Origin of the sequence: Streptomyces ferrugineus (genome assembly GCF_015160855.1) — a bacterium.
GTDB classification, from domain to species: domain Bacteria; phylum Actinomycetota; class Actinomycetes; order Streptomycetales; family Streptomycetaceae; genus Streptomyces; species Streptomyces ferrugineus.
The window spans coordinates 8521303-8541722 of the sequence record NZ_CP063373.1 but is presented as its reverse complement, the minus strand read 5'-3'; the positions used below and the strand labels follow the sequence as shown (position 1 = coordinate 8541722).

15 protein-coding genes are annotated in these 20420 nt (G+C 71.8%); 12 read left to right on the top strand and 3 right to left on the bottom strand.

All coding sequences use genetic code 11. From position 1 onward, the window contains the following. Window positions 1–78: 78 nt before the first annotated feature. The 5 genes from IM697_RS37955 to nudC all read left to right on the top strand — a co-directional run bounded on the left by IM697_RS37955 (window position 79) and on the right by nudC (window position 10410). A complete protein-coding gene (locus IM697_RS37955; RefSeq protein ID WP_194041055.1) occupies window positions 79–486 on the top strand; it encodes an MGMT family protein in 408 nt (135 codons plus the stop codon). 314 nt (window positions 487–800) lie between these two features. After that, a complete protein-coding gene (locus IM697_RS37950) occupies window positions 801–4256 on the top strand; it encodes an ATP-dependent helicase (RefSeq protein ID WP_194041053.1) in 3456 nt (1151 codons plus the stop codon). Between the two features lie 114 nt (window positions 4257–4370). Further along, window positions 4371–7889 carry an ATP-dependent helicase gene (locus IM697_RS37945; RefSeq protein WP_194041051.1) on the top strand — a complete coding sequence of 1173 codons (3519 nt, stop codon included), beginning with the start codon at window positions 4371–4373 and terminating at the stop codon, window positions 7887–7889. A gap of 10 nt (window positions 7890–7899) precedes the next feature. Further along, window positions 7900–9312: a dipeptidase gene (locus tag IM697_RS37940; RefSeq protein ID WP_194041049.1), complete on the top strand. Its 1413-nt coding sequence runs from the start codon at window positions 7900–7902 to the stop codon at window positions 9310–9312. A gap of 144 nt (window positions 9313–9456) precedes the next feature. Then, window positions 9457–10410, top strand: a complete 954-nt coding sequence (gene nudC / locus IM697_RS37935; protein WP_194041047.1) for an NAD(+) diphosphatase — start codon at window positions 9457–9459, stop codon at window positions 10408–10410. 61 nt (window positions 10411–10471) lie between these two features. Here the strand turns inward: nudC and IM697_RS37930 are convergent, their stop codons facing one another. Beyond that, a complete protein-coding gene (locus tag IM697_RS37930; RefSeq protein ID WP_190069482.1) occupies window positions 10472–10714 on the bottom strand; it encodes a mycoredoxin in 243 nt (80 codons plus the stop codon). 126 nt (window positions 10715–10840) lie between these two features. On the opposite strand from IM697_RS37930, the gene IM697_RS37925 reads away from it, so the two are divergent. From IM697_RS37925 to IM697_RS45220, 5 genes are all read left to right on the top strand, one after another. Continuing rightward, a complete protein-coding gene (locus tag IM697_RS37925) occupies window positions 10841–13093 on the top strand; it encodes an ATP-dependent DNA helicase UvrD2 (RefSeq protein ID WP_228044326.1) in 2253 nt (750 codons plus the stop codon). Between the two features lie 165 nt (window positions 13094–13258). After that, entirely contained in the window at window positions 13259–13585 is a 327-nt protein-coding gene (locus tag IM697_RS37920) for a hypothetical protein (protein ID WP_194041043.1), read from the top strand. A gap of 176 nt (window positions 13586–13761) precedes the next feature. Beyond that, a complete protein-coding gene (locus IM697_RS37915; protein WP_194041041.1) occupies window positions 13762–14130 on the top strand; it encodes a WhiB family transcriptional regulator in 369 nt (122 codons plus the stop codon). After that, window positions 14127–14450: a hypothetical protein gene (locus tag IM697_RS37910; protein WP_194041039.1), complete on the top strand. Its 324-nt coding sequence runs from the start codon at window positions 14127–14129 to the stop codon at window positions 14448–14450. The genes IM697_RS37915 and IM697_RS37910 overlap by 4 nt, the downstream gene beginning before the upstream one ends. Window positions 14451–14586: 136 nt before the next feature. Further along, window positions 14587–14802, top strand: coding sequence for a hypothetical protein (locus IM697_RS45220; protein ID WP_228044325.1), 216 nt, complete (start codon window positions 14587–14589; stop codon window positions 14800–14802). A gap of 83 nt (window positions 14803–14885) precedes the next feature. On the opposite strand, the gene IM697_RS37905 is transcribed toward IM697_RS45220, so the two are convergent. Then, window positions 14886–16256, bottom strand: coding sequence for an ABC1 kinase family protein (locus IM697_RS37905; protein WP_194041037.1), 1371 nt, complete (start codon window positions 16254–16256; stop codon window positions 14886–14888). Continuing rightward, window positions 16249–17478, bottom strand: coding sequence for a ThiF family adenylyltransferase (locus IM697_RS37900; protein ID WP_194050041.1), 1230 nt, complete (start codon window positions 17476–17478; stop codon window positions 16249–16251). The genes IM697_RS37905 and IM697_RS37900 overlap by 8 nt, the downstream gene beginning before the upstream one ends. Window positions 17479–17832: 354 nt before the next feature. Here IM697_RS37900 and IM697_RS37895 point away from each other — a divergent pair, with 354 nt between their 5' ends. Continuing rightward, a complete protein-coding gene (locus IM697_RS37895) occupies window positions 17833–18429 on the top strand; it encodes a M48 metallopeptidase family protein (protein WP_194041035.1) in 597 nt (198 codons plus the stop codon). Window positions 18430–18605: 176 nt separating this feature from the next. After that, window positions 18606–20417 (top strand): TerD family protein, encoded by a 1812-nt coding sequence (locus IM697_RS37890; RefSeq protein ID WP_194041033.1) that lies wholly within the window; start codon window positions 18606–18608, stop codon window positions 20415–20417. Window positions 20418–20420 lie beyond the last annotated feature (3 nt).

The following is a 20420-nucleotide window of genomic DNA, read 5'->3' as shown; positions in this document are numbered from 1 at the left end:
AAGCACCGCCCCAGGGCGAGGGATACGCACAGTGGCGGGCACGTCACATTGTCGGTGGATTGGGGCAGGATGGGGCGGATGAGTGAGGAGAGCCTTCCGGACGGCGCCCGTCAGGCCCACGACGACACCCGTGCGGAGCATGCGGACGCGCTGCCCGAGTACGCCGAGCGGGTGCTCGAGGTCACCGAGCTGATCCCGCCCGGGCGTGTCATGACGTACGGCGATGTCGCCGAGTGGCTTCAGGAGGGCGGCCCGCGGCAGGTGGGCCGTGTGATGTCCCTCTATGGGGGAGCCGTTCCGTGGTGGCGGGTGGTCCGCGCGGACGGCGTCCTGCTGCCCGGCCACGAGCTGAGAGCGCTGGAGCAGTACCGGGCGGAGGGCACGCCCCTGAAGGAGGCGAGCAGGGCCGCCGAGGGCCACCTGCCGCGCCTCGACTTGAAGCGCGCGCGGTGGGACGGCGGCGAACGCGCACAGGGTCACACCTGACAGCTTCCGCCATCCGACGGCCCGCTGTGTGACCTGTGATCCGTATGGGTGAAAGAGGGCACGTTCGTGGCATGACGTACGTTCGTGAGTCGAGGGACGCACGTGCCACGAGTGGCCCGAGGGATGAATCGGAAGCCCTGCTTCCGCACCATGCCTCGGCGTAGCGTCGGCTGCACGTGCCCCCCTCACCACGCGGCCACCACCCTCCACGCGCGAGGGGCGGCCCACCCGTCTTCCCCCGACCACCGCCCCGCAACGACGGCGTTCAGCGCCGGCGATGACCACCTGCACACCCACCAGGACCGGCGAACCACGTGAGCTCCTCTTTTTCCACCAGGCGCCTGTCGCACCCCCAGGTGCGACAGGGGACCCGTGGCGCTTACCGGCTGGTGCGTACCCCCGCGGTGCGAGCGGCTCCCCCTCGTCTGGACGCCGCACAACGCGCCGTGGTTGACCACGAGGCCGGTCCACTGCTCGTCCTCGCAGGTCCGGGCACCGGCAAGACCACCACACTGGTCGAGTCGGTCGCGGCGCGCATCGCCCGTGGCGGGGACCCCGAGCGCATCCTGGTGTTGACGTTCAGCCGCAAGGCCGCGGTGGAACTGCGCGACCGCATGGCGCTGCGCATAGGCGCGGCCCGTGCCCCGCAGGCGACCACCTTCCACTCGCTCTGCTACGCCCTGGTCCGCGCCCACCAGGACAGCGACCTGTTCGTCGAGCCACTGCGGCTGCTGTCCGGCCCCGAGCAGGACGTGACCGTGCGGGAGCTGCTCGCCGGCCAGCCGGGCCTGGAGCGGCTCGGACTCGCCCATGTGCGCTGGCCGGACGAACTGCGCGCCTGTCTGACCACCCGCGGTTTCGCCGACGAGGTCCGCGCGGTCCTCGCCCGCAGCCGCGAGCTGGGCCTCGGCCCCGACGCCCTGGACGCCTTCGCCCGCCGCATCGGCCGGCCCGACTGGCGCGCGGCCGCCTCCTTCCTCGCCGAGTACCTGGACGTGCTCGACATGCAGGGCGTGCTCGACTACGCCGAACTGGTCCACCGCGCGGTCCTCCTCGCCCGCCGCCCCGAGGTCGCCGCGCGTCTCGCCGCGCGGTACGACGCCGTGTACGTCGACGAGTACCAGGACACCGACCCGGCGCAGGTACGGCTGCTGCACGCCCTCGCCGGCGGCGGCCGCACCCTGGTCGCCCTCGGCGACCCGGACCAGTCGATCTACGCGTTCCGGGGCGCCGACGTGAACGGAATCCTGGAGTTCCCGCACGCCTTCCCGCGCGCGGACGGCCGACCCGCGCCCGTGGAGGTCCTGCGCACCTCCCGGCGCTCCGGCGCCGCCCTGCTGGCCGCGACCCGGCTGCTGACCCAGCGCATGCCGCTCACCCGGCTCCCGGCGGTGAAGGTCCGCGCCCACCGCGAGCTCGCCCCCGTCCACGAGGGCGGCCGTGTCGAAGTCTTCACCTACCCGACACCCGGTACCGAGCTCGACAACATCGCCGACATCCTGCGCCGGGCCCACCTGGAGGACGGCGTTCCGTGGCGCGACATGGCCGTCCTGGTCCGCGCGGGGTCGCGCACCATCCCGACGGTGCGCCGGGCGCTCACGGCCGCCGGGGTGCCCCTTGACATCGACGGCGACGACCTGCCGCTCAGGCATGAGCCGGCCGTGGCACCACTGCTGACGGCACTGCGCGCGGTGGCCGCGGCGGAGGCGGCCGACGGGGGCGCACGACATGAGAGCCCCGGCGACGACGCACGACATGAGAGCCCCGGCGACGACGCACGACATGAGAGTCCCGGCGACGACGCACGACATGACAGCCCCGGCGACCACGTACGACAGCAGGAGAGCGACCCTGCTGGAAGCGACTCCACCGACGAGCCCGCCGCCTCCTGGCTCGACACCGAGACCGCCCTCACCCTGCTCGCCTCCCCCCTCGCCGGCATGGACGCCGCCGACCTGCGCCGCCTGGGGCGCGCCCTGCGTGAGGAGGAGCGGGCCGCGGGCATCCCCTTGCCGCCGCCCTCGGACGAGCTGCTCGCGCGGGCACTGGCCGAGCCGGAGCGCCTCGCGGTCCACGACCCCACGTACGCGCGTGGCGCCCAGCGTCTCGGCGCGCTGCTGCGCAAGGCCCGTGAACGCCTCGCGGGCGGCGGTACGGCCGAGGAGGCGCTGTGGGACCTGTGGGAGGGCACGCCCTGGCCCACGCGCCTGGAGCGCATCGCCCGCCGCGGCGGCGCGGCCGGCCGCAATGCCGACCGTGACCTGGACGCCGTCTGCGCGCTGTTCGCGACAGCGGCCCGCGCGGAGGAACGCATCGGCGGACGGGGCGCCCTGAACTTCCTGGAGGAGATCGACGCCGAGGACATCGCCGCCGACACCCTCACACGGCGTGCCGTGCGCCCCGACGCCGTGCGTCTGATGACCGCGCACCGCTCCAAGGGCCTGCAGTGGCGCCTGGTCGTCGTCGCCGGCGTCCAGGAGGGCCTGTGGCCGGACCTGCGCCGCCGCGGCTCCCTCCTGGAGGCCGACCGCATCGGCCGCGACGGACTCGCCGAACCGCTCACCCCGGGCGCGCTGCTGGCGGAGGAGCGCCGCCTGTTCTACGTCGCCGCCACACGCGCGCGTGAACGCCTCGTCGTCACAGCGGTGAAGGCCCCGGCCGACGACGGCGACCAGCCTTCCCGCTTCCTGACCGAACTCGGCGTCGAACCGAGGGACGTGACGGGCCGCCCGCGCCGTCCGCTGTCCGTCGCCGCACTCGTCGCCGAGCTCAGGGCCACGACGGTCGACCCGCGCGTGTCGGAGACCCTCAGGGAGGCCGCCGCCCGCCGACTGGCCCGGCTGGCGGCGCTCGCCGACGAGGACGGCCGCCCGCTGGTGCCCGCCGCGCACCCCTACCGCTGGTGGGGCATGTTCGAGCCGACCGAGTCCAAGGTGCCGCTGCGCAACCGCGACCAGCCCGTCGTGCTCTCCGGAAGCGCCCTGGACCAGCTCGCCAACACCTGCGCCCTGCAGTGGTTCCTGGGCCGCGAGGTGAAGGCCGACGCGCCCGCCACCGCCGCCCAGGGCTTCGGAAACGTGGTGCACGTCCTCGCCGACGAGGTCGCCTCCGGACACACCCCGGCCGACCTCGCCGTCCTCATGGAGCGCCTCGACTCGGTGTGGAACGCGCTCGCCTTCGACGCGCCCTGGAAGTCGGCGCAGGAGAAGGACAACGCGCGCGTGGCGCTCGAACGCTTCCTGAAGTGGCATGTGATGGACCGCGCGGGGCGCACGCCGGTGGCCAGCGAGCACGACTTCGACGTGACCCTGGAGGCCGGCGACTTCGAGGTGCGCATCCGCGGCCAGATGGACCGCGTCGAGGCCGACGGCGACGGACGCGCCTACGTCGTCGACTTCAAGACCGGCAAGCAGGCACCCAGCGCGGCCGAGGTCGCCCACCATCCACAGCTCGCCGTCTATCAGCTCGCCGTCCGCGAAGGAGCCGTCGACGAGGCCTTCGACGGCGTACGTCCCGAGCCGGGCGGTGCCGAACTCGTCCAGCTGCGCCAGGGCGCCGCCAAGCGCGACGGCGGTGAGACGCTGCCCAAGGTGCAGGGGCAGCAGCCACTGGACGGCCCGGAGGGGGAGTGGGTCGGCGACCTGCTCGCCACGGCGGCCGGCAAGGTCCTCGACGAGCGATTCACGCCCAATGCGGGGCAACACTGTACACATTGCGCGTTCCGGGCGTCGTGCAGTGCGCGGCCCGAGGGACGGCACGTGGTCGAGTAACAGGCGCGCGAGCAGCGGAGTGACCGATCGCACCACCCGCGCTGACCTGCGGGTCTCCCCACCCGAAGGCGGATCCGGCAGCCACTGTCGGTGCCCGCCGCTAGCCTCTCTGAGGTGTCCGCCCGTATCACCGATCCCGAGCAGCTCAAGGAGCTCCTCGGCATCCCGTTCACCCCGGAGCAGACGGCCTGCATCACCGCGCCGCCCGCCCCGCAGGTGATCGTCGCCGGAGCCGGATCCGGCAAGACGACGGTGATGGCCGCCCGCGTGGTGTGGCTGGTCGGCACCGGCCAGGTCGCCCCCGAACAGGTCCTCGGCCTGACCTTCACCAACAAGGCCGCCGGTGAACTCGCCGAACGCGTCCGCAAAGCACTGATCAAGGCCGGCGTCACCGACCCCGACATCATCGATCCGGACAACCCGCCGGGCGAGCCGGTGATCTCCACCTACCACGCCTTCGCGGGCCGCCTGCTGACCGACCACGGCCTGCGCATCGGCCTCGAACCGACCTCCCGCCTGCTCGCCGACGCCACCCGCTACCAACTCGCCGCGCGCGTACTGCGCGAAGCCCCCGGCCCCTACCCGGCCCTCACCCGCTCCTTCGCCGACCTCGTCAGCGACCTCCTCGCCCTCGACGCCGAACTCGCCGAGCACCTGGTGCGACCCGAGACCCTGCGCGCGCACGACGCCGAGCTGCTGCTCACCCTTCAGGGCGTCAAACTCACCAACGCTGATCTGCGCAAGGTCCCCGAGGCGGCCGCGGCCCGCCGCGAACTCGCCGAACTCGTCGTCCGCTACCGCGCCGCCAAACGCGAGCGCGACCTGATCGACTTCGGCGACCAGATCGCCCTGTCCGCACAGCTCGCCCGGATCCCCGAAGTCGGCCGCATCCTGCGCGACGAGTTCCGCGTGGTCCTCCTGGACGAGTACCAGGACACGTCCGTCGCCCAACGCGTCCTTCTGGCGGGCCTGTTCGGTGACGGCACCGGCCACCCGGTGACCGCCGTCGGCGACCCCTGCCAGGCGATCTACGGCTGGCGCGGCGCCTCCGTCGCCAACCTCGACGACTTCCCCGAGCACTTCGCCCACACCGACGGCCGCCCCGCCACCCGCCAGGCACTCAGCGAGAACCGCCGCAGCGGCGGACGCCTTCTCGACCTCGCCAACGGCCTCGCGGAGCCCCTGCGCGCCATGCACGCGGGCGTGGAGGCCCTGCGCCCGGCCCCCGGAGCCGAGCTCGACGGCACGGTCCGCTGCGCGCTGCTGCCCACCCACGCCGAGGAGATCGACTGGATCGCCGAATCCGTCGCCCACCTCGTCAACACCGGCAAGGCACCCGGCGAGATCGCCGTCCTGTGCCGCACGGCGACCGACTTCGCCGAGATCCAGGGCGCGCTCGTCGCCCGCGACGTCCCCGTCGAGGTCGTCGGCCTGTCCGGGCTGCTCCACCTGCCCGAGATCGCCGACCTGGTCGCCGTCTGCGAGGTCCTCCAGGACCCCGGCGCCAACGCCTCCCTGGTCCGCCTGCTCACCGGCCCGCGCTGGCGCATCGGCCCGCGCGACCTCGCCCTCCTGGGGCGCCGCGCACGGCTGCTCGTCACCCACGCGCGCGTGGACGGCGACGACGACTTGGACCGACGGCTCGCCGAAGCCGTCGAGGGGGTCGACCCCGCCGAGGTGATCTCGCTCGCGGACGCCCTCGACACCTTCCTGGAGACACCGCTGGACGGTGAAGGGGACCATGACGGGCTGCCCTTCTCGCCGGACGCGCGCGTGCGCTTCGCTCGCCTGGCCACCGAACTGCGCGACCTGCGCCGCTCCCTGTCCGACCCGCTGATGGACGTCCTCCACCGCGTCCTCGCCGTCACCGGCCTGGAAGTCGAACTGTCCGCCTCCCCGCACGCCCTGGCCGCCCGCCGCCGCGAGACCCTGTCCAACTTCCTCGACATCGCCGCCTCCTTCGCGGCCGGCGACAACGACGCGACCCTGCTCGCCTTCCTCGGCTTCCTGCGCACCGCAGCCCAGTACGAGAAGGGCCTCGACAACGCCCTCCCCGGCGGCGAGAACACCGTCAAGGTCCTCACCGCGCACAAGTCCAAGGGCCTGGAGTGGGACGTGGTGGCCGTCCCCGGCCTCGTCACCGGAACCTTCCCCAGCACCCAGGGCCGCGAGAAGTGGACCGCCCAGGCCAAGGTGCTGCCGCACGGACTGCGCGGCGACGCCGACACCCTCCCCGACGTCGCCTCCTGGGACTCCCGAGGCCTGAAGGCCTTCCAGGAGGCCATGAAGGACCACCAGCACACCGAGGAACTCCGTCTCGGCTACGTCACCTTCACCCGCCCCCGCTCCCTCCTCCTCGGCTCCGGCCACTGGTGGGGGCCCACGCAGAAGAAGCGCCGAGGCCCCTCCGACTTCCTTCAGTCCCTGCACGACCACTGCGCGGCCGGACACGGCGAGATCGAGGCATGGGCGGACGAACCGGCCGAAGACGCGGAGAACCCCGCCCTGCACCGCGAGAACGCCGACCAGGTATGGCCGCTGCCCCTCGACGCCGCCGCCCTGACCCGCCGCCGCGCTGCCGCCGAGACGGTCCTGGCCCACCTGGAGAACCTCGCCTCCCACGAGGACGCTCACCCCGCCGCCACACACGACCCGGACATCTCCGACGATCCCGAGTGGCCCCCGCCACCGCAGGACGACGAGGCGTTGACGGACGATCCGCCCGACGACGACCCCGACGACTGGGACTCCTGGACCACCGACCGCCCGACCCCGGCCATCCCGCACCAGGCGCAGCCCCCGCGGCCCTCCGCCCGCCCGCACCCCGCGGAAGACTCCGTGGAAACGGCCCCCCTCACTCTGGAGGGCCCTCTCACTCCGGAGGACCCCCTCACTCCGGAGGAGGCCCGCACCATCGCCTCCTGGGACCGTGACCTCGACGCCCTCACCGGCGAACTGCTGCGCACCCGCGCAAGCGTCACGGACGTACCCCTGCCCGCGTCACTGACCGCGTCCCAGCTGCTGCGACTGGCAGCCGACCCGGACGGATTCGCGCAGGAACTCGCGCGCCCCATGCCACGCCCCCCACAACCCGCCGCACGTCGAGGCACCCGATTCCACGCCTGGGTGGAATCCCGCTTCGAAGAGCTGACACTGCCCATGCTGGAGCCCGACGACCTGCCCGGCAGCGAGGCCGAGATCGCCGACGAGCGCGACCTGGAAGCCCTCAAGGACGCCTTCGAGCGCACCGAGTACGCCCACCGCACGCCATACCGGGTCGAGGCCCCGTTCCAGCTCGAGATCGCCGGCCGCGTCGTACGGGGCCGTATCGACGCCGTCTACAAGACCGGCGACGGCGACGGGGCGACCTACGAGATCGTCGACTGGAAGACCAACCGCACCCGCACCGCCGACCCCCTCCAGCTCGCCCTGTACCGGCTCGCCTGGGCCGAGCAGCAGGGCGTGCCCCTGGAGTCGGTCGACGCCGCGTTCCTGTACGTCCGCAGCGGCGAGGTCGTACGCCCGGACGACCTTCCCGACCGGGCGGCACTGGAACGGCTGCTCACCGACGAGCCGGCCGCCGAGGCGGACTGTGAGGAACCGCCCACCGAGGATGTCGGCGCGGGCCGATAGGCTCGTGACCATGAGCCAGCCCGTTGACAGTGCCGTCAGCGCCGTCCGTACATACATCGAGCAGCACCGTGCCGCCTTCCTCGACGACCTCGCGGAATGGCTGCGCATCCCGTCCGTGTCGGCCCAGCCCGACCACGCGCCCGACGTACGCCGCAGCGCCGACTGGCTCGCCGCCAAACTCAAGGAGACCGGCTTCCCGATTGTCGAGGTCTGGCCGACGCCGGGCGCGCCCGCCGTCTTCGCCGAGTGGCCCTGCGACGACCCCGAGGCACCCACCGTCCTCGTCTACGGGCACCATGACGTGCAGCCCGCCGCCCGCGAGGACGGATGGGACAGTGACCCCTTCGAGCCCGTCATCCGCGAAGGGCGCCTGCACGCGCGCGGGGCGGCCGACGACAAGGGCCAGGTGTTCTTCCACACACTCGGCGTCCGCACCCACCTCGCCACCACCGGCCGCACCACCCCGGCCGTCAACCTGAAGCTGATCGTCGAGGGCGAGGAGGAGTCCGGCTCCCCGAACTTCCGCGCGCTCGTCGAGGCGCACGCACGCCGTCTCGCGACCGACGCCGTGATCGTGTCCGACACCGGCATGTGGGCCGAGGACACCCCCACCGTGTGCACCGGCATGCGCGGCCTCGCCGAGTGCGAGATCCGACTCCACGGCCCCGACCAGGACATCCACTCCGGCTCCTTCGGCGGCGCCGTCCCCAACCCGGCCACCGCCGCCGCCCGCCTCGTCGCCGCCCTGCACGACGAGCACGCGCGCGTGGCGATCCCCGGCTTCTACGACGGCGTGATCGAACTGACCGACCGCGAACGCGAACTCTTCGCCGAGCTCCCCTTCGACGAGGAGCGCTGGCTGCACACCGCCAAGTCGTACGCCACCCACGGCGAGGCCGGCCACACCACCCTGGAACGCATCTGGGCCCGCCCCACCGCCGAGGTCAACGGCATCGGAGGCGGCTACCAGGGACCCGGCAGCAAGACGATCATCCCGTCCTCCGCCATGGTCAAGCTCTCCTTCCGGCTGGTCGCGGGACAGGACCCCGACCACATCGAAAAGGCCGTCCGCGCCTGGGCCGACGACCAGGTGCCCGCCGGGATCCGCTGCGAGATCACGTTCAGCGGAGCCACACGCCCATGCCTGACGCCACTGGACCACCCCGCCCTCCAGTCCGTCGTACGCGCCATGGGCCGCGCCTTCGAGGGGCCCGTGCGCTTCACGCGCGAAGGCGGCTCCGGACCCGCCGCCGACCTCCAGGACGTCCTCGGCGCACCCGTGCTCTTCCTCGGCATCTCCGTCCCCTCCGACGGCTGGCACGCCCCGAACGAGAAGGTCGAGCTGGACCTGCTCCTCAAAGGCGTCGAGACCACCGCCCACCTGTGGGACGACCTGGCCGCGAACTGGCGCCATGCGCCCTGAGCCACCGAGGCCGTCCGGACGGGCATCGCACGCGGGGCACACTGAAACCGCCGCCCCGCACAGCCGAACCCCGCCGCCCCAGGTCCCCTCCCGTCCCACGTCCCGCCGATCCACCCGCCGAAGCACACCGTTCCACTGGGGGAGTTGGAAGCACCCGTGACCACCTGGACCGACCACACCGCCGACCGCCCCATCTCGCTCACCGCCCCGAGCGGCATCGACCGCGCAGCCCACCACCGGCTCGACGAAGCCTGGCTCGCGGCGGCATGGAGCCACCCCACGACCCGCTGCTTCGTGGTCTCCGGCGGCCAGGTCCTCATCGACGAGACGGCGGACGGACGCACCGAACTCGTCATGACCCCCTCCTTCGAGGCCCCCCTCACCGAAGCACACCGCTACTTCCTCGGTATCGACGAGGACGGCGTCAGCTACTTCGCCCTCCAGAAGGACGCCCTGCCCGGCCGCATCGACCAGTCCGCGCGCGCGGCCGGCCTGCGCGAGGCGGGCCTGCTGCTGTCACCGCGCGACGCGGGCCTGATGGTGCACGCCGTCGGCCTGGAGAACTGGCAGCGCACCCACCGCTTCTGCTCCCGCTGCGGCGAGCGCACCGTGATCGCCGCCGCCGGCCACATCCGCCGCTGCCCCGCCTGCGGCGCCGAGCACTACCCGCGCACCGACCCCGCCGTGATCATGGCCGTCACCGACGAGGACGACCGCATCCTCCTCGGCCGCCAGGTCCACTGGCCCGAAGGCCGCTTCTCCACGCTCGCGGGCTTCGTCGAGCCAGGCGAATCCATCGAGCAGGCCGTACGCCGCGAGGTCTCCGAGGAGGCCGGCATCACCGTCGGCGAGGTCGAGTACATCGCCAGCCAGCCCTGGCCCTTCCCGTCCAGCCTCATGCTGGGCTTCATGGCCCGCGCCACCTCCACCGAGGTCGAGGTCGACGGCGACGAGATCCACGAAGCCCGCTGGTTCTCCCGCGAGGAACTGGGCGCCGCCTTCGACTCCGGCGAGGTCCTGCCGCCCTACGGCATCTCGATCGCGGCCCGCCTGATCGAGCGCTGGTACGGCAAGCCGCTGCCGACCCGCGGCGTCTGAGCGCCAACGGAAAAGGTGGCCGCCCCCATGCGGGGACGGCCACCCTCTTCCTGCGGGTCGATCACACGCCGATCTTCTGCTTGACCTGAGCCAGCGACGGGTTCGTCAGCGTCGAACCGTCCCCGAAGAGCACGGTCGGGACCGTCTGGTTTCCGCCATTCGCCTTCTCGACGAACGCCGCGGACTCCGGGTCCTGCTCGATGTTGATCTCGGTGTACGCGATGCCCTCGCGCTCCAGCTGCTTCTTCAGCCGCTGGCAGTAGCCGCACCACGTCGTGCTGTACATCGTCACAGTGCCCTGCATGTCTCGCGCGCTCCTCAAAGGCTCGGGGGATCAGCTCGTCCAGAGAAGGAACGTACGCCACCCGGGCGCCATTCCCACCCGGGGTATCCCCGTCACGTGACGCCTGCCGCATTAGTACGACTATCAATGCCTGCCTGTGGACAACCGGCACAACCGTCCCCGCCGACCTGGCAGCATGGCCGTGTGACAGCAGCAACGCACTCCACCCTCTTCCCGCAGGTACCGGACTCAGCCGACGCGGTGCTCGAAGGGCTCGACCCCGAGCAGCGCGAAGTGGCGACCGCCCTGCACGGTCCGGTGTGCGTGCTCGCAGGCGCCGGCACAGGCAAGACCCGGGCAATCACCCACCGCATCGCCTACGGAGTGCGAGCCGGCATCCTCCAACCCTCCAGCGTGCTCGCCGTCACCTTCACCAACCGCGCCGCCGGAGAAATGCGCGGCCGACTGCGCCAGCTCGGCGCCGCCGGAGTCCAGGCCCGGACATTCCACTCGGCCGCCCTGCGCCAGCTCCAGTACTTCTGGCCGAAAGCGATCGGCGGCTCCCTGCCCCGCATCGTCGACCGCAAGATCCAGCTCGTCGCCGACGCGGCCGCCGCCTGCCGCATCCGCCTCGACCGAGGCGAGCTCCGGGACGTCACCGCCGAGATCGAATGGTCCAAGGTCACCCAGACCGTCCCCACCGACTACACCCTCGCCGCCGCCAAAGTGGGCCGCGAAGCGCCACGCGACCCGGCCGAGGTCGCCCAGATCTACAACGTCTACGAGGACCTCAAGCGAGACCGCTCCGTCATCGACTTCGAAGACGTCCTGCTGCTCACCGTCGGCATCCTCCAGGACCGCCACGACATCGCCGACCAGGTCCGCTCCCAGTACCAGCACTTCGTGGTCGACGAATACCAGGACGTCAGCCCACTCCAACAACGCCTGCTGGAACTCTGGCTCGGCAACCGGAACAACCTGTGCGTCGTCGGCGACGCCAGCCAGACGATCTACTCCTTCACAGGAGCAACTCCCGACCACCTGCTCGACTTTCGCACCCGCCACCCCGGCGCCACCGTCGTCAAGCTGGTCCGCGACTACCGCTCCACCCCCCAGGTCGTCCACCTCGCCAACGGCCTGCTCGCCCAGGCCCGCGGCCGCGCCGCCGACCACCGACTGGAACTGATCTCCCAGCGCGAAGCCGGCCCCGAACCCCTCTACACCGAGCACACCGACGAACCCGCCGAAGCCGAAGGCGCCGCCCGCCGCATCCGTGAACTCATGGACTCCGGCGTCCCGGCCAGCGAGATCGCCATCCTGTTCCGCACAAACTCCCAGTCCGAAACCTACGAGCAGGCCCTCGCCGACGCCGGCATCCCCTACCAGCTACGCGGCGCCGAGCGGTTCTTCGACCGCCCAGAAGTCCGCAAAGCAGGCATCGCCCTGCGCGGCGCGGCCCGCTTCGGCGGCAACGACTCCCTCCTCGACGACGCCGTCGACCTGCCCTCCCAAGTCCGCGCCGTGCTGTCGGGGGAGGGCTGGACGACCGAGCCCCCGGCCGGCTCCGGCGCCGTCAGAGAGCGCTGGGAATCCCTGGCGGCCCTGGTCAACCTCGCCCAGGACTTCGCCGCCGCCAAACCCGGCGCCACCCTCGCCGACCTCGTCGCCGAACTCGACGAACGGGCGAACGCCCAGCACGCCCCGACCGTCCAAGGCGTCACCCTCGCCTCCCTGCACTCCGCCAAGGGCCTCGAATGGGACGTCGTCTTCCTCGTCGGCGTCGCCGAAGGCATGATGCCCATCACCTACGCAAAGACCGACGAACAGATCGAGGAAGAACGCCGCCTCCTCTACGTCGGCGTCACCCGCGCCCGCCGACACCTCCACGTCTCCTGGGCACTCAGCCGCGCACCCGGCGGCCGCCCCAACCGCCGCCCCAGCCGCTTCCTCGACGGACTGCGCCCCGGCTCGACCGCCACAGCCGGGCGCACCGCCACGGGCGGCCCCGGAGGCGTCGAGCGCGGCGCCACGAGCAGACCCGACGCCGCCCCCCGACGCACCCAGCGCACCCCGGCCCGCTGCCGCGTCTGCGGACGCACCCTCACCGACGCCGGCGAGATGAAGCTGATGCGCTGCGAGGACTGCCCGTCCGACATGGACGAGGGCCTCTACGAACGACTCCGCGAATGGCGCGGGGTCCAGGCGAAGCTCAGCGGGCAACCGGACTTCTGCGTCTTCACGGACAGAACCCTCATGGCCATCGCCGAGGCGGAGCCGACCAGTCCGGTTGAGCTGTCCCGAATCCCCGGCGTCCGCAAGCGCAAGCTCGACCGCTACGGAGCCGATGTGCTCGCCATCTGCGCAGGCCAGGAGCTTGGGGAGAGCGTCGGCGGCGAATGAAACGAACTCGTCGAAAAAATAGTTTGCGCATGCCCCAGCAATCCCCATAGGTTCTTAGCCACGGGAACGGAGGCCTTCTCGGAGGCCCCAATTCCGTGTTCTACTTGCATACCCGTCGGACTGGCTCACCCCAGTCCCCCGAGACGCCGAGAGGAGGCGAGTCCAGTGATCAGCATTACGAGCAGCACCATCAGCACCGTCAAAATGACCGATCGCTCGGTCGTCGCCTCCCTGTGCATGCTCGGCGCCTCCAACCAGGGCACCGGTCTGTCCGGCATCCGTGCCGCCCGTCCGGCGTCCTCCATTGCTCCCGCGGGCCTTCCCGTCCGTGAGCGCAATGAGCGACCGACCAAGGCACTGGAAGCGGCAGTAGAGGCACAGGCGCAGGCCTATGCCTTTGCGGCGACCGGTGCCGGATTCCGGAAGCAGACGACGCAGCACCACCTGATGTGGGCCTTCCGTGGGCCAGAACCCTGGAGTGATCCAGCCTGACAGCCGATCAGGCCGGCGCCTTCAGGGCCGCGGAACCCCATCCGGGATCCGCGGCCCTTCTGTTTGTCCCCCAACAGGGACGACGGAGCGAAGGGGCCTCGGGACAAGAAAAGAACCCGGTACCAGCCGCCACCCGGCCCAACAGGGCCGGAACGAACAGACGAGGAAGACGAACCGTGCAACTCGAAGCGCACGCCCCGTCCGTACCGCCCTCAGACGCGATCCCCAAGCCCGGCCCCACGGAGGACTCCACCTTGACCCCGCTGACTGCGCTCACCGCGCTCGACGACGCCATCGAGAACCTCGGCGTACCCGTCCCCTGCCGCTCCTACGACCCGGAGGTCTTCTTCGCCGAGTCGCCGGCCGACGTCGAGTACGCCAAGTCCCTCTGCCGCACCTGCCCGCTGATCGAGGCCTGCCTCGCCGGCGCCAAGGAACGGCGTGAGCCCTGGGGCGTCTGGGGTGGCGAACTGTTCGTCCAGGGTGTCGTCGTCGCCCGGAAGCGGCCGCGTGGCCGCCCGCGCAAGAACCCGGTCACGGCATGAACACCGCAGGAACGATCGACCGTCCCCTCACGCACGACCCCAAGAAGCAGGCCCCGATGAAGCCGTCCACCCACGAACTCACAGGCTCCACGCCCGAAGACTTCACCACCCGCGGCGCGAACGCCTCGCGTCAGAACAGGAACCGAGAGATGCAACTCATCCAAGAAGCCCTCGCTCGTGCGCATATGCACGAGCGACAGGACGAGGCCGAGCGGGAACGCCGGGCCGTGCGCCTGGCGACCGCTCGCCGGATGCAACGCCAGGCCGAGCGCGCCTCGCTGCGCGCCCGCCGCGCGATCGCCATGGCGGTCATGCAGTAACCGACCCGCCCACAGGCCGGATGCCTCCCGAACCGGGAGGCGGTAGGTCCCAGCGGGGGCCGGTCCGTACGAACGGACCGGCCCCCGCGGTGCGTTGTGCCCACCGAACGCCCAGTCACGGAGGTATCGTCACCGAGTGACGAGTCTTCCCGGAGGCAGTGACAACGGCGGCTCCGCCCCAGCCCCGGAGCCCCAGCCCCTCGTGTGCGCCCGCTGCGGCACCCAGGCCCAGTCCCCCCAGCCCACCTGGACCTGCTCCGTGGAGAACGGCACCCGCCACTACTTCTGCGACACCTGCTCCCGGGATAACCTCAGGGCGATTGAGGGGCGGTTGGACTCGGCCTGGTGGTAGGGCCGCTGCTCTTCGTTGGGGGCTTCCCCCCTCCCCTCCCCCCGCCCCACCCCTCCCCGCCCCCCCACGCAGGCAGCGTCGGCCTACGCCTCCGCTGCCGACTCCTCGTCGTCCATCGGCTCCTCCAGCGCGAACCCCGGGAGCCACTCCTCCAGTTCCTCGCGCAGGCGTACCGTCGCGCCCAGTTGGCACAGCACCCCGATCGTGCTCAGCGTCACCCGGTGGATGAGGAGATACGCCGGGGGCAGGTTGAGCTGTTTGCCCAGTTGGTAGGCGGGGGAGCGGGGGTCGGCCACGCGCGCGGCCTGGCTGCGCATCCAGCCGCGGGTGAAGGTGAACTCGTCGACCTGGGCCGGTTCGATGATCGGCAGCAGGTAGTCGAGGACCGCGTCGGGGTCCAGGTCTATTGATTCCTTGACGAAGCCCTCGGTGCAGAGGAGTTCATAGACGGCGTCCGCCTCGCCGTCCAGGGTCATCCGCAGGGAGTCGCCGATCGGGGTCGGCAGTCCGCCCGGCAGGCGGTCGACCGTGCCGAAGTCCAGGACGCCCAGGCGCCAGTTGCCCTCGCCCTCAGGGTCACCCGGCAGAAGGCGGAAGTTGCCCGGGTGCGGGTCGGCGTGCAGCAGGCCGGTGCGGGCCGGACCGGAGAAGAGGAAGCGGGCCAGGAGCTGACCGGCGCGGTCGCGCTGCTCCTGGGTGCCGTCGGAGATCACCTCGGAGAGCGGGACGCCGTCGATCCATTCCGTGACCAGGACCTGCTCGCACTGATGGACCACCGCCGGCACGACGACGTCCGGATCGTCGGCGAACTCCTCCGCATGGGCCTGCTGGGCCTGCGCCTCCAGGTCGTAGTCCAGTTCCTCGGAGACCCGGTCCTTGAGCTCGGCGATCAGCGGCTTGATGTCCATGCCGGGAACCAGCGGACCCAGAAGACGGGCAAAGCGACTCAGTTGGTTCAGGTCGGACAGCAGGGCCTCGCCGGCTCCCGGGTACTGGACCTTGACCGCCACCTCGCGGCCGTCGTGCCACACGCCGCGATGCACCTGGCCGATCGAGGCCGCCGCGGCCGGTTTGTCCTCGAATTCCAGGAACAGGTCGTGCCAGTCGTCGCCGAGCCGCTGCGCCAGCACCGAGTGCACGGTGCGGGTCGGCATCGGGGGCGCCGCCTCCTGGAGCTTTGTGAGCGCCGCGCGGTAGGGGCCGGCGATCTCCTCGGGCAGGGCCGACTCGAAGACGGACAGGGCCTGCCCGAACTTCATCGCCCCGCCCTTGAGCTCGCCGAGCACCTTGAACATCTGCTCCGCGGTGCGCTGCTGCAGCTCACGGCCGACGAGTTCCGCGGACTCGCCGACGATCCGCTTGCCGAGTCCCCAGGTGGCCCGCCCGGCGAAGCCGAGCGGCAGCGCGGCGAGCTTGGCGGTACGGGTGACCGCCTTACGGGGAAGATCAGACATGCGCCCTCCAGGTCCCAGCCAGCCGCTTCGCGTCTGCCGTACGGCGCAACTCCTGCGATGGCCGTTGCTCTGCCATTGTCTCGTGCGACTCCTCCCCGTCGGAGGGGTGTTCTCCCTCACCTTTGTCCGTGGCGCCGCACGGGCATGCCGGATGCGCCCATACGGGCCGGGCGTGCCAGGTCAGACTGGGTAGGGACACCTCCCAGCGGGCACCGGCGCTCGACGGAAGCCGGCCGTCGAGGAAGGCGAGGGCGTGCGCGGCGGCCAGTCCGGCGACCGTGGTGGCCAGAGTGAGGTCGCAGGGCCGTACGTCTCGCGCCCTCCCCGAGCCCGATCCCGAGCCCGAGTGCCACTGTGCCACCAGTCGGGGCCAGGCCGGGTCCCGGTCGGTGCGCCCCTCGTTCAGACAGCCGGCGCAGGCCGTCTCGCCGGGCAGCACGAGCGGGCCGACCACGCCGGTCGCCTCCACGACCCCGGCATACAGGTGGGGCGTGCCGGAAGTGATGAGAGGGTCGGCGGCGGACGGTGACGGGGCGTGCACGGCGACGTCGTCCCGGGGCGCGATGATCACCAGGGAGTGGCCCGCACCCTCTTCTGAGGGTGGAGCGTGGCGACCGCGGCGCGGGCGGACGGCGGCGCAGCGGCGTGCTGTCCGCCGCGCGGCCTCGTCCCTGCGGGCGCCGATCGCCTCCGCCGGCAGGCCGCCCGGCGCCACGTCCCACGGCTCGACCCGGCCGACGTCGCGCACGTCGATGTCGCCGACCCCTGCTGCCGACAGCAGCGAGGCCACCATCGCGCCCACCCGGCCGGCGCCTCGCACCTGCACACGCAGTGAGCGGCGGGCGGTCAGGCGGCTCATCGCCTCACCCGGCTCGGACGTGGTCAATGTCAGCGAAGCGAGATCCGGGCGCAGCCGGTCCAGGACCTCCTTCCTGCGCCGCAGGGCATCGCCCGCCGGGCCGCCTCCTCTCGCGTCGTCGAGGAGGCCCGCGCCTGCCAGCCGGCGCACCAGCCCGTCGACATGACCGTCCGGCAGATCCATCCGGCGACCCTCCTCGCGCAACAGCTCCATTCCACGGGTGCCGTTGAGCAGATCGAGGAAACTGCCCGTGGCTGTGTCCATCGGACCCAGCGTCAGCGCGTGTGTCGGAGTCATCCCGAACTGCACCGTATTGAGGTCGCGCCAGCCGCGCTTGAGTGCGGGCTTCATCAGCGGAGCCAGTGGGGCCGGTGGGGCCGGTGCCTTTGGTGGTGCCTTTGGTGGTGTCGGCGAGTCCTCCGAGCCTGCCGGGCCCGCCGAACCCGCCAAACCTGGCGAAGTGTCCGTAACGTTTGAAAATGTCGCATGCATGAGTAGCAGGCCCCCGTAGCCGTCGTAGAACATCCCCGTGTGCCGGTGAAGCTCGGTCGCGGCTTCGTTCGGCGACTGCCAGCATGCCCCGACACGGCGGCGGGTGCCGAAAGTTGTCCACAGGTGGTGGATATTCGTCGTACAAATCAAACGCACGGTGGGGGATCGGGATCGAACCGTCCCGGAGTCGGGACTTCCCCCATGCGCAGCGGGTAACGTCGGGGCGTGTCCGCCGACCCACTGCACCGCGCCGGAACGCCACAGCGCAGTACGACGAGCCCGCCGCCGAGCGGCTCGGGGGCGAGCGCGATCGAGGTCCGCAGAAGCGCCCGGCGCCGCCGGACGGTCTCGGCGTACCGCGAGGGCGATCGCACTGTCGTGCTCATCCCTGCCCGGATGTCCGAGGCCGAGGAGCAGCGTTGGGTGAACGTCATGCTGGACAAGCTGGCCGCCCAGGAGAGCAAGCGGGTCCTCGGTGACGACGAGCTGGCCGAGCGGGCCGAGCGGCTGTCGGACCAGTACCTGGACGGCCGCGCCCGGCCCAACTCGGTGCGCTGGGTGACCAACCAGAACACGCGTTGGGGGTCGTGCACCCCGGCCGAGGGCAGTATTCGCCTTTCGCATCGGCTGCAGGGTATGCCTGAGTATGTCGTCGACTATGTGCTTCTGCACGAGTTGGCGCATCTTCTGGTGCCCGGACACGGGCCCCGTTTCTGGCGGCTGTTGGAGGCGTATCCCCGCACCGAGCGGGCGAAGGGCTATCTCGAAGGGGTGGTGGCCGCCGAGCGCCTGCCCCATCTTCCCGGGGCGCGCGGAGAGTGAGCCCGAAGGGCCTCCGGCGGCACTCGTCCGCTCCCTGAGGCGTCCCGGAAGCAGCACTTCCGGTTCGGTCGGAGGCGGGTTGTGTACCGGGTCTGTACCGGCTTCGTCCGATGTCCGAGTTTGCGGTTAGCCTGACGCGACGCACTTACATTCGGGATGGGGGACGGTCGTTACGCATGGCCAGGGAATTCCAACGCGGCCACAAGGCCAGGATCAGTGACCTCACCGCGGGCACGGATCTGTACGTAGGAGTACAGATCTCCGCCCCAGGGCTGACCTTCGACATCAGCTGCTTCGGTCTCGACGCCGACGAACGGCTCTCGGACGACCGCTATTTCGTCTTCTTCAACCAGCCGAAGTCCCCTGAGGAGTCCATCCAGCTCCTCGGCGCCCAGGCCGGTGACACGGAGTCCTTCCGGGTCACGCTCGACAAGATCCCCCCGCAGATCCAGAAGCTGTCCTTCACGGCGACGATCGACGGCGCCGGGCAGATGTCGCAGATCAGCCCCGGATACATCCGCATCGTCGCCGGCGGCGAGGAGGTGGCCCGGTACGCCTTCAACGGCTCGGAGTTCTCCACCGAACGCGCCGTGATGCTGGGCGACTTCTATCTGAAGGACGTCTGGCGGTTCGCCGCCGTCGGCCAGGGCTTCGACGGCGGCCTCGATGCGCTGCTGAAGAACTTCGGCGGCGAAGTCGCCGAGGAAGAGGCCCCCGCCGCCGCCCCGCAGCAGCCACAGACCGGGGCCGCTCCGGGCTTCGCCCCGCCCGCCCAGGCCGCCGCCCCGCCCGCCGCGCCGCCCGCGTTCGGCGCCCCGGCACCCGCGGCACCGGCGCCCGCACCCGCCCCTGCTCCGGCCCCCGCGCCCGCACCGGCCCCGCAGCCCGCCGCGCAGGGCTTCGCGCCCCCGCAGGGCGCCACCCCGCCGCCTCCCGCCCCGGCGCCCGCGCCGTCGGTGCACGCCCAGCCGACCATCGTCGCGCCCGTGACGCCGCCCGGCGGCACCCCGCCGCCCCCGGCCCCGGCACCCGCGCCCTATGGTCAGCCGGGTCAGCCGGGTCAGCCGGGTCAGCCGCAGCCGTACGGCCAGGCTCCCGCCCCGGCTGCTCCGGCTGCTCCGACCGCCCCGCCGCCCCCCGGCTACGCCCAGCCCCAGGCCCCGCAGGCCCCGGCCCCGCCGCCGGGCTACGGCCAGCCGACGCCGCCCCCGGGCTACGGCCAGCAGCCCCCCTACGGTCAGGTCCCGGGCCAGCAGGCCCCCTACGGAGCCCCGCAGGGTGCTCCGCAAGGCGCTCCGCAAGGCGCTCCCCAGGGCACGCCACAGGGCCCCGGGGTCGCCGCCGCGCTCCAGCAGTTCAAGGAGACGCCCACCGGCCAGCGCTGGACACAGCAGAACAAGAAGCTGGTCCGCGTCGACCTCGGCATCGGCGGGCAGCCCGTGCTGGCCCGGCAGGGCAGCATGGTGCTCTACCAGGGCAAGGTCGACTTCAGCTACAAGGGCGCCGGGTTCGCCGGCCGGATCGCGGGCAACGCGACCGGACAGGAGATGCAGCTGATGCGCTGCACCGGTCAGGGCCAGGTGTTCCTCGCCGAGAACTCCACGATGCTGCACCCCATCGAGCTCCAGGGCGACGGCATCTGCGTCTCCGCCGAGAACGTCCTCGCCTTCGACGAGAGCCTCCAGTACGAGATCCGCCGCATCGAGGGCCACGGCATCCCCGGCGGCGCGCTGTTCACGATGCAGTTCACCGGCACCGGCACGATCGTCGTCAAGACGCACGGCACGCCCGTGGTGCTGCCGGTCACGCCCACGACGTTCGCCGACTGCAACGCCGTCGTCGCCTGGTCGTCCGCCGCCCAGGTGGTCGTCTCCAGCCAGGTGCGCATGCGCCGCAACGCCTACCCGGGCGACACCGGCGAGAGCGTCAACCTCCAGTTCCGGGCCGCGCCCGGGAACTTCGTCGTCGTCCAGCCGTACGAGATCTGAGGG

Bases quoted from the DNA above. Each gene is read 5' to 3' on its own strand.
- IM697_RS37925 (WP_228044326.1), top strand. From the start codon at position 10,841: ATGCCTGCCTGTGGACAACCGGCACAACCGTCCCCGCCGACCTGGCAG.
- IM697_RS37905 (WP_194041037.1), bottom strand. From the start codon at position 16,256: ATGTCTGATCTTCCCCGTAAGGCGGTCACCCGTACCGCCAAGCTCGCC.
- IM697_RS37955 (WP_194041055.1), top strand. From the start codon at position 79: ATGAGTGAGGAGAGCCTTCCGGACGGCGCCCGTCAGGCCCACGACGAC.
- IM697_RS37890 (WP_194041033.1), top strand. From the start codon at position 18,606: ATGGCCAGGGAATTCCAACGCGGCCACAAGGCCAGGATCAGTGACCTC.
- IM697_RS37930 (WP_190069482.1), bottom strand. From the start codon at position 10,714: ATGCAGGGCACTGTGACGATGTACAGCACGACGTGGTGCGGCTACTGC.
- IM697_RS37910 (WP_194041039.1), top strand. From the start codon at position 14,127: ATGAACACCGCAGGAACGATCGACCGTCCCCTCACGCACGACCCCAAG.
- IM697_RS37940 (WP_194041049.1), top strand. From the start codon at position 7,900: ATGAGCCAGCCCGTTGACAGTGCCGTCAGCGCCGTCCGTACATACATC.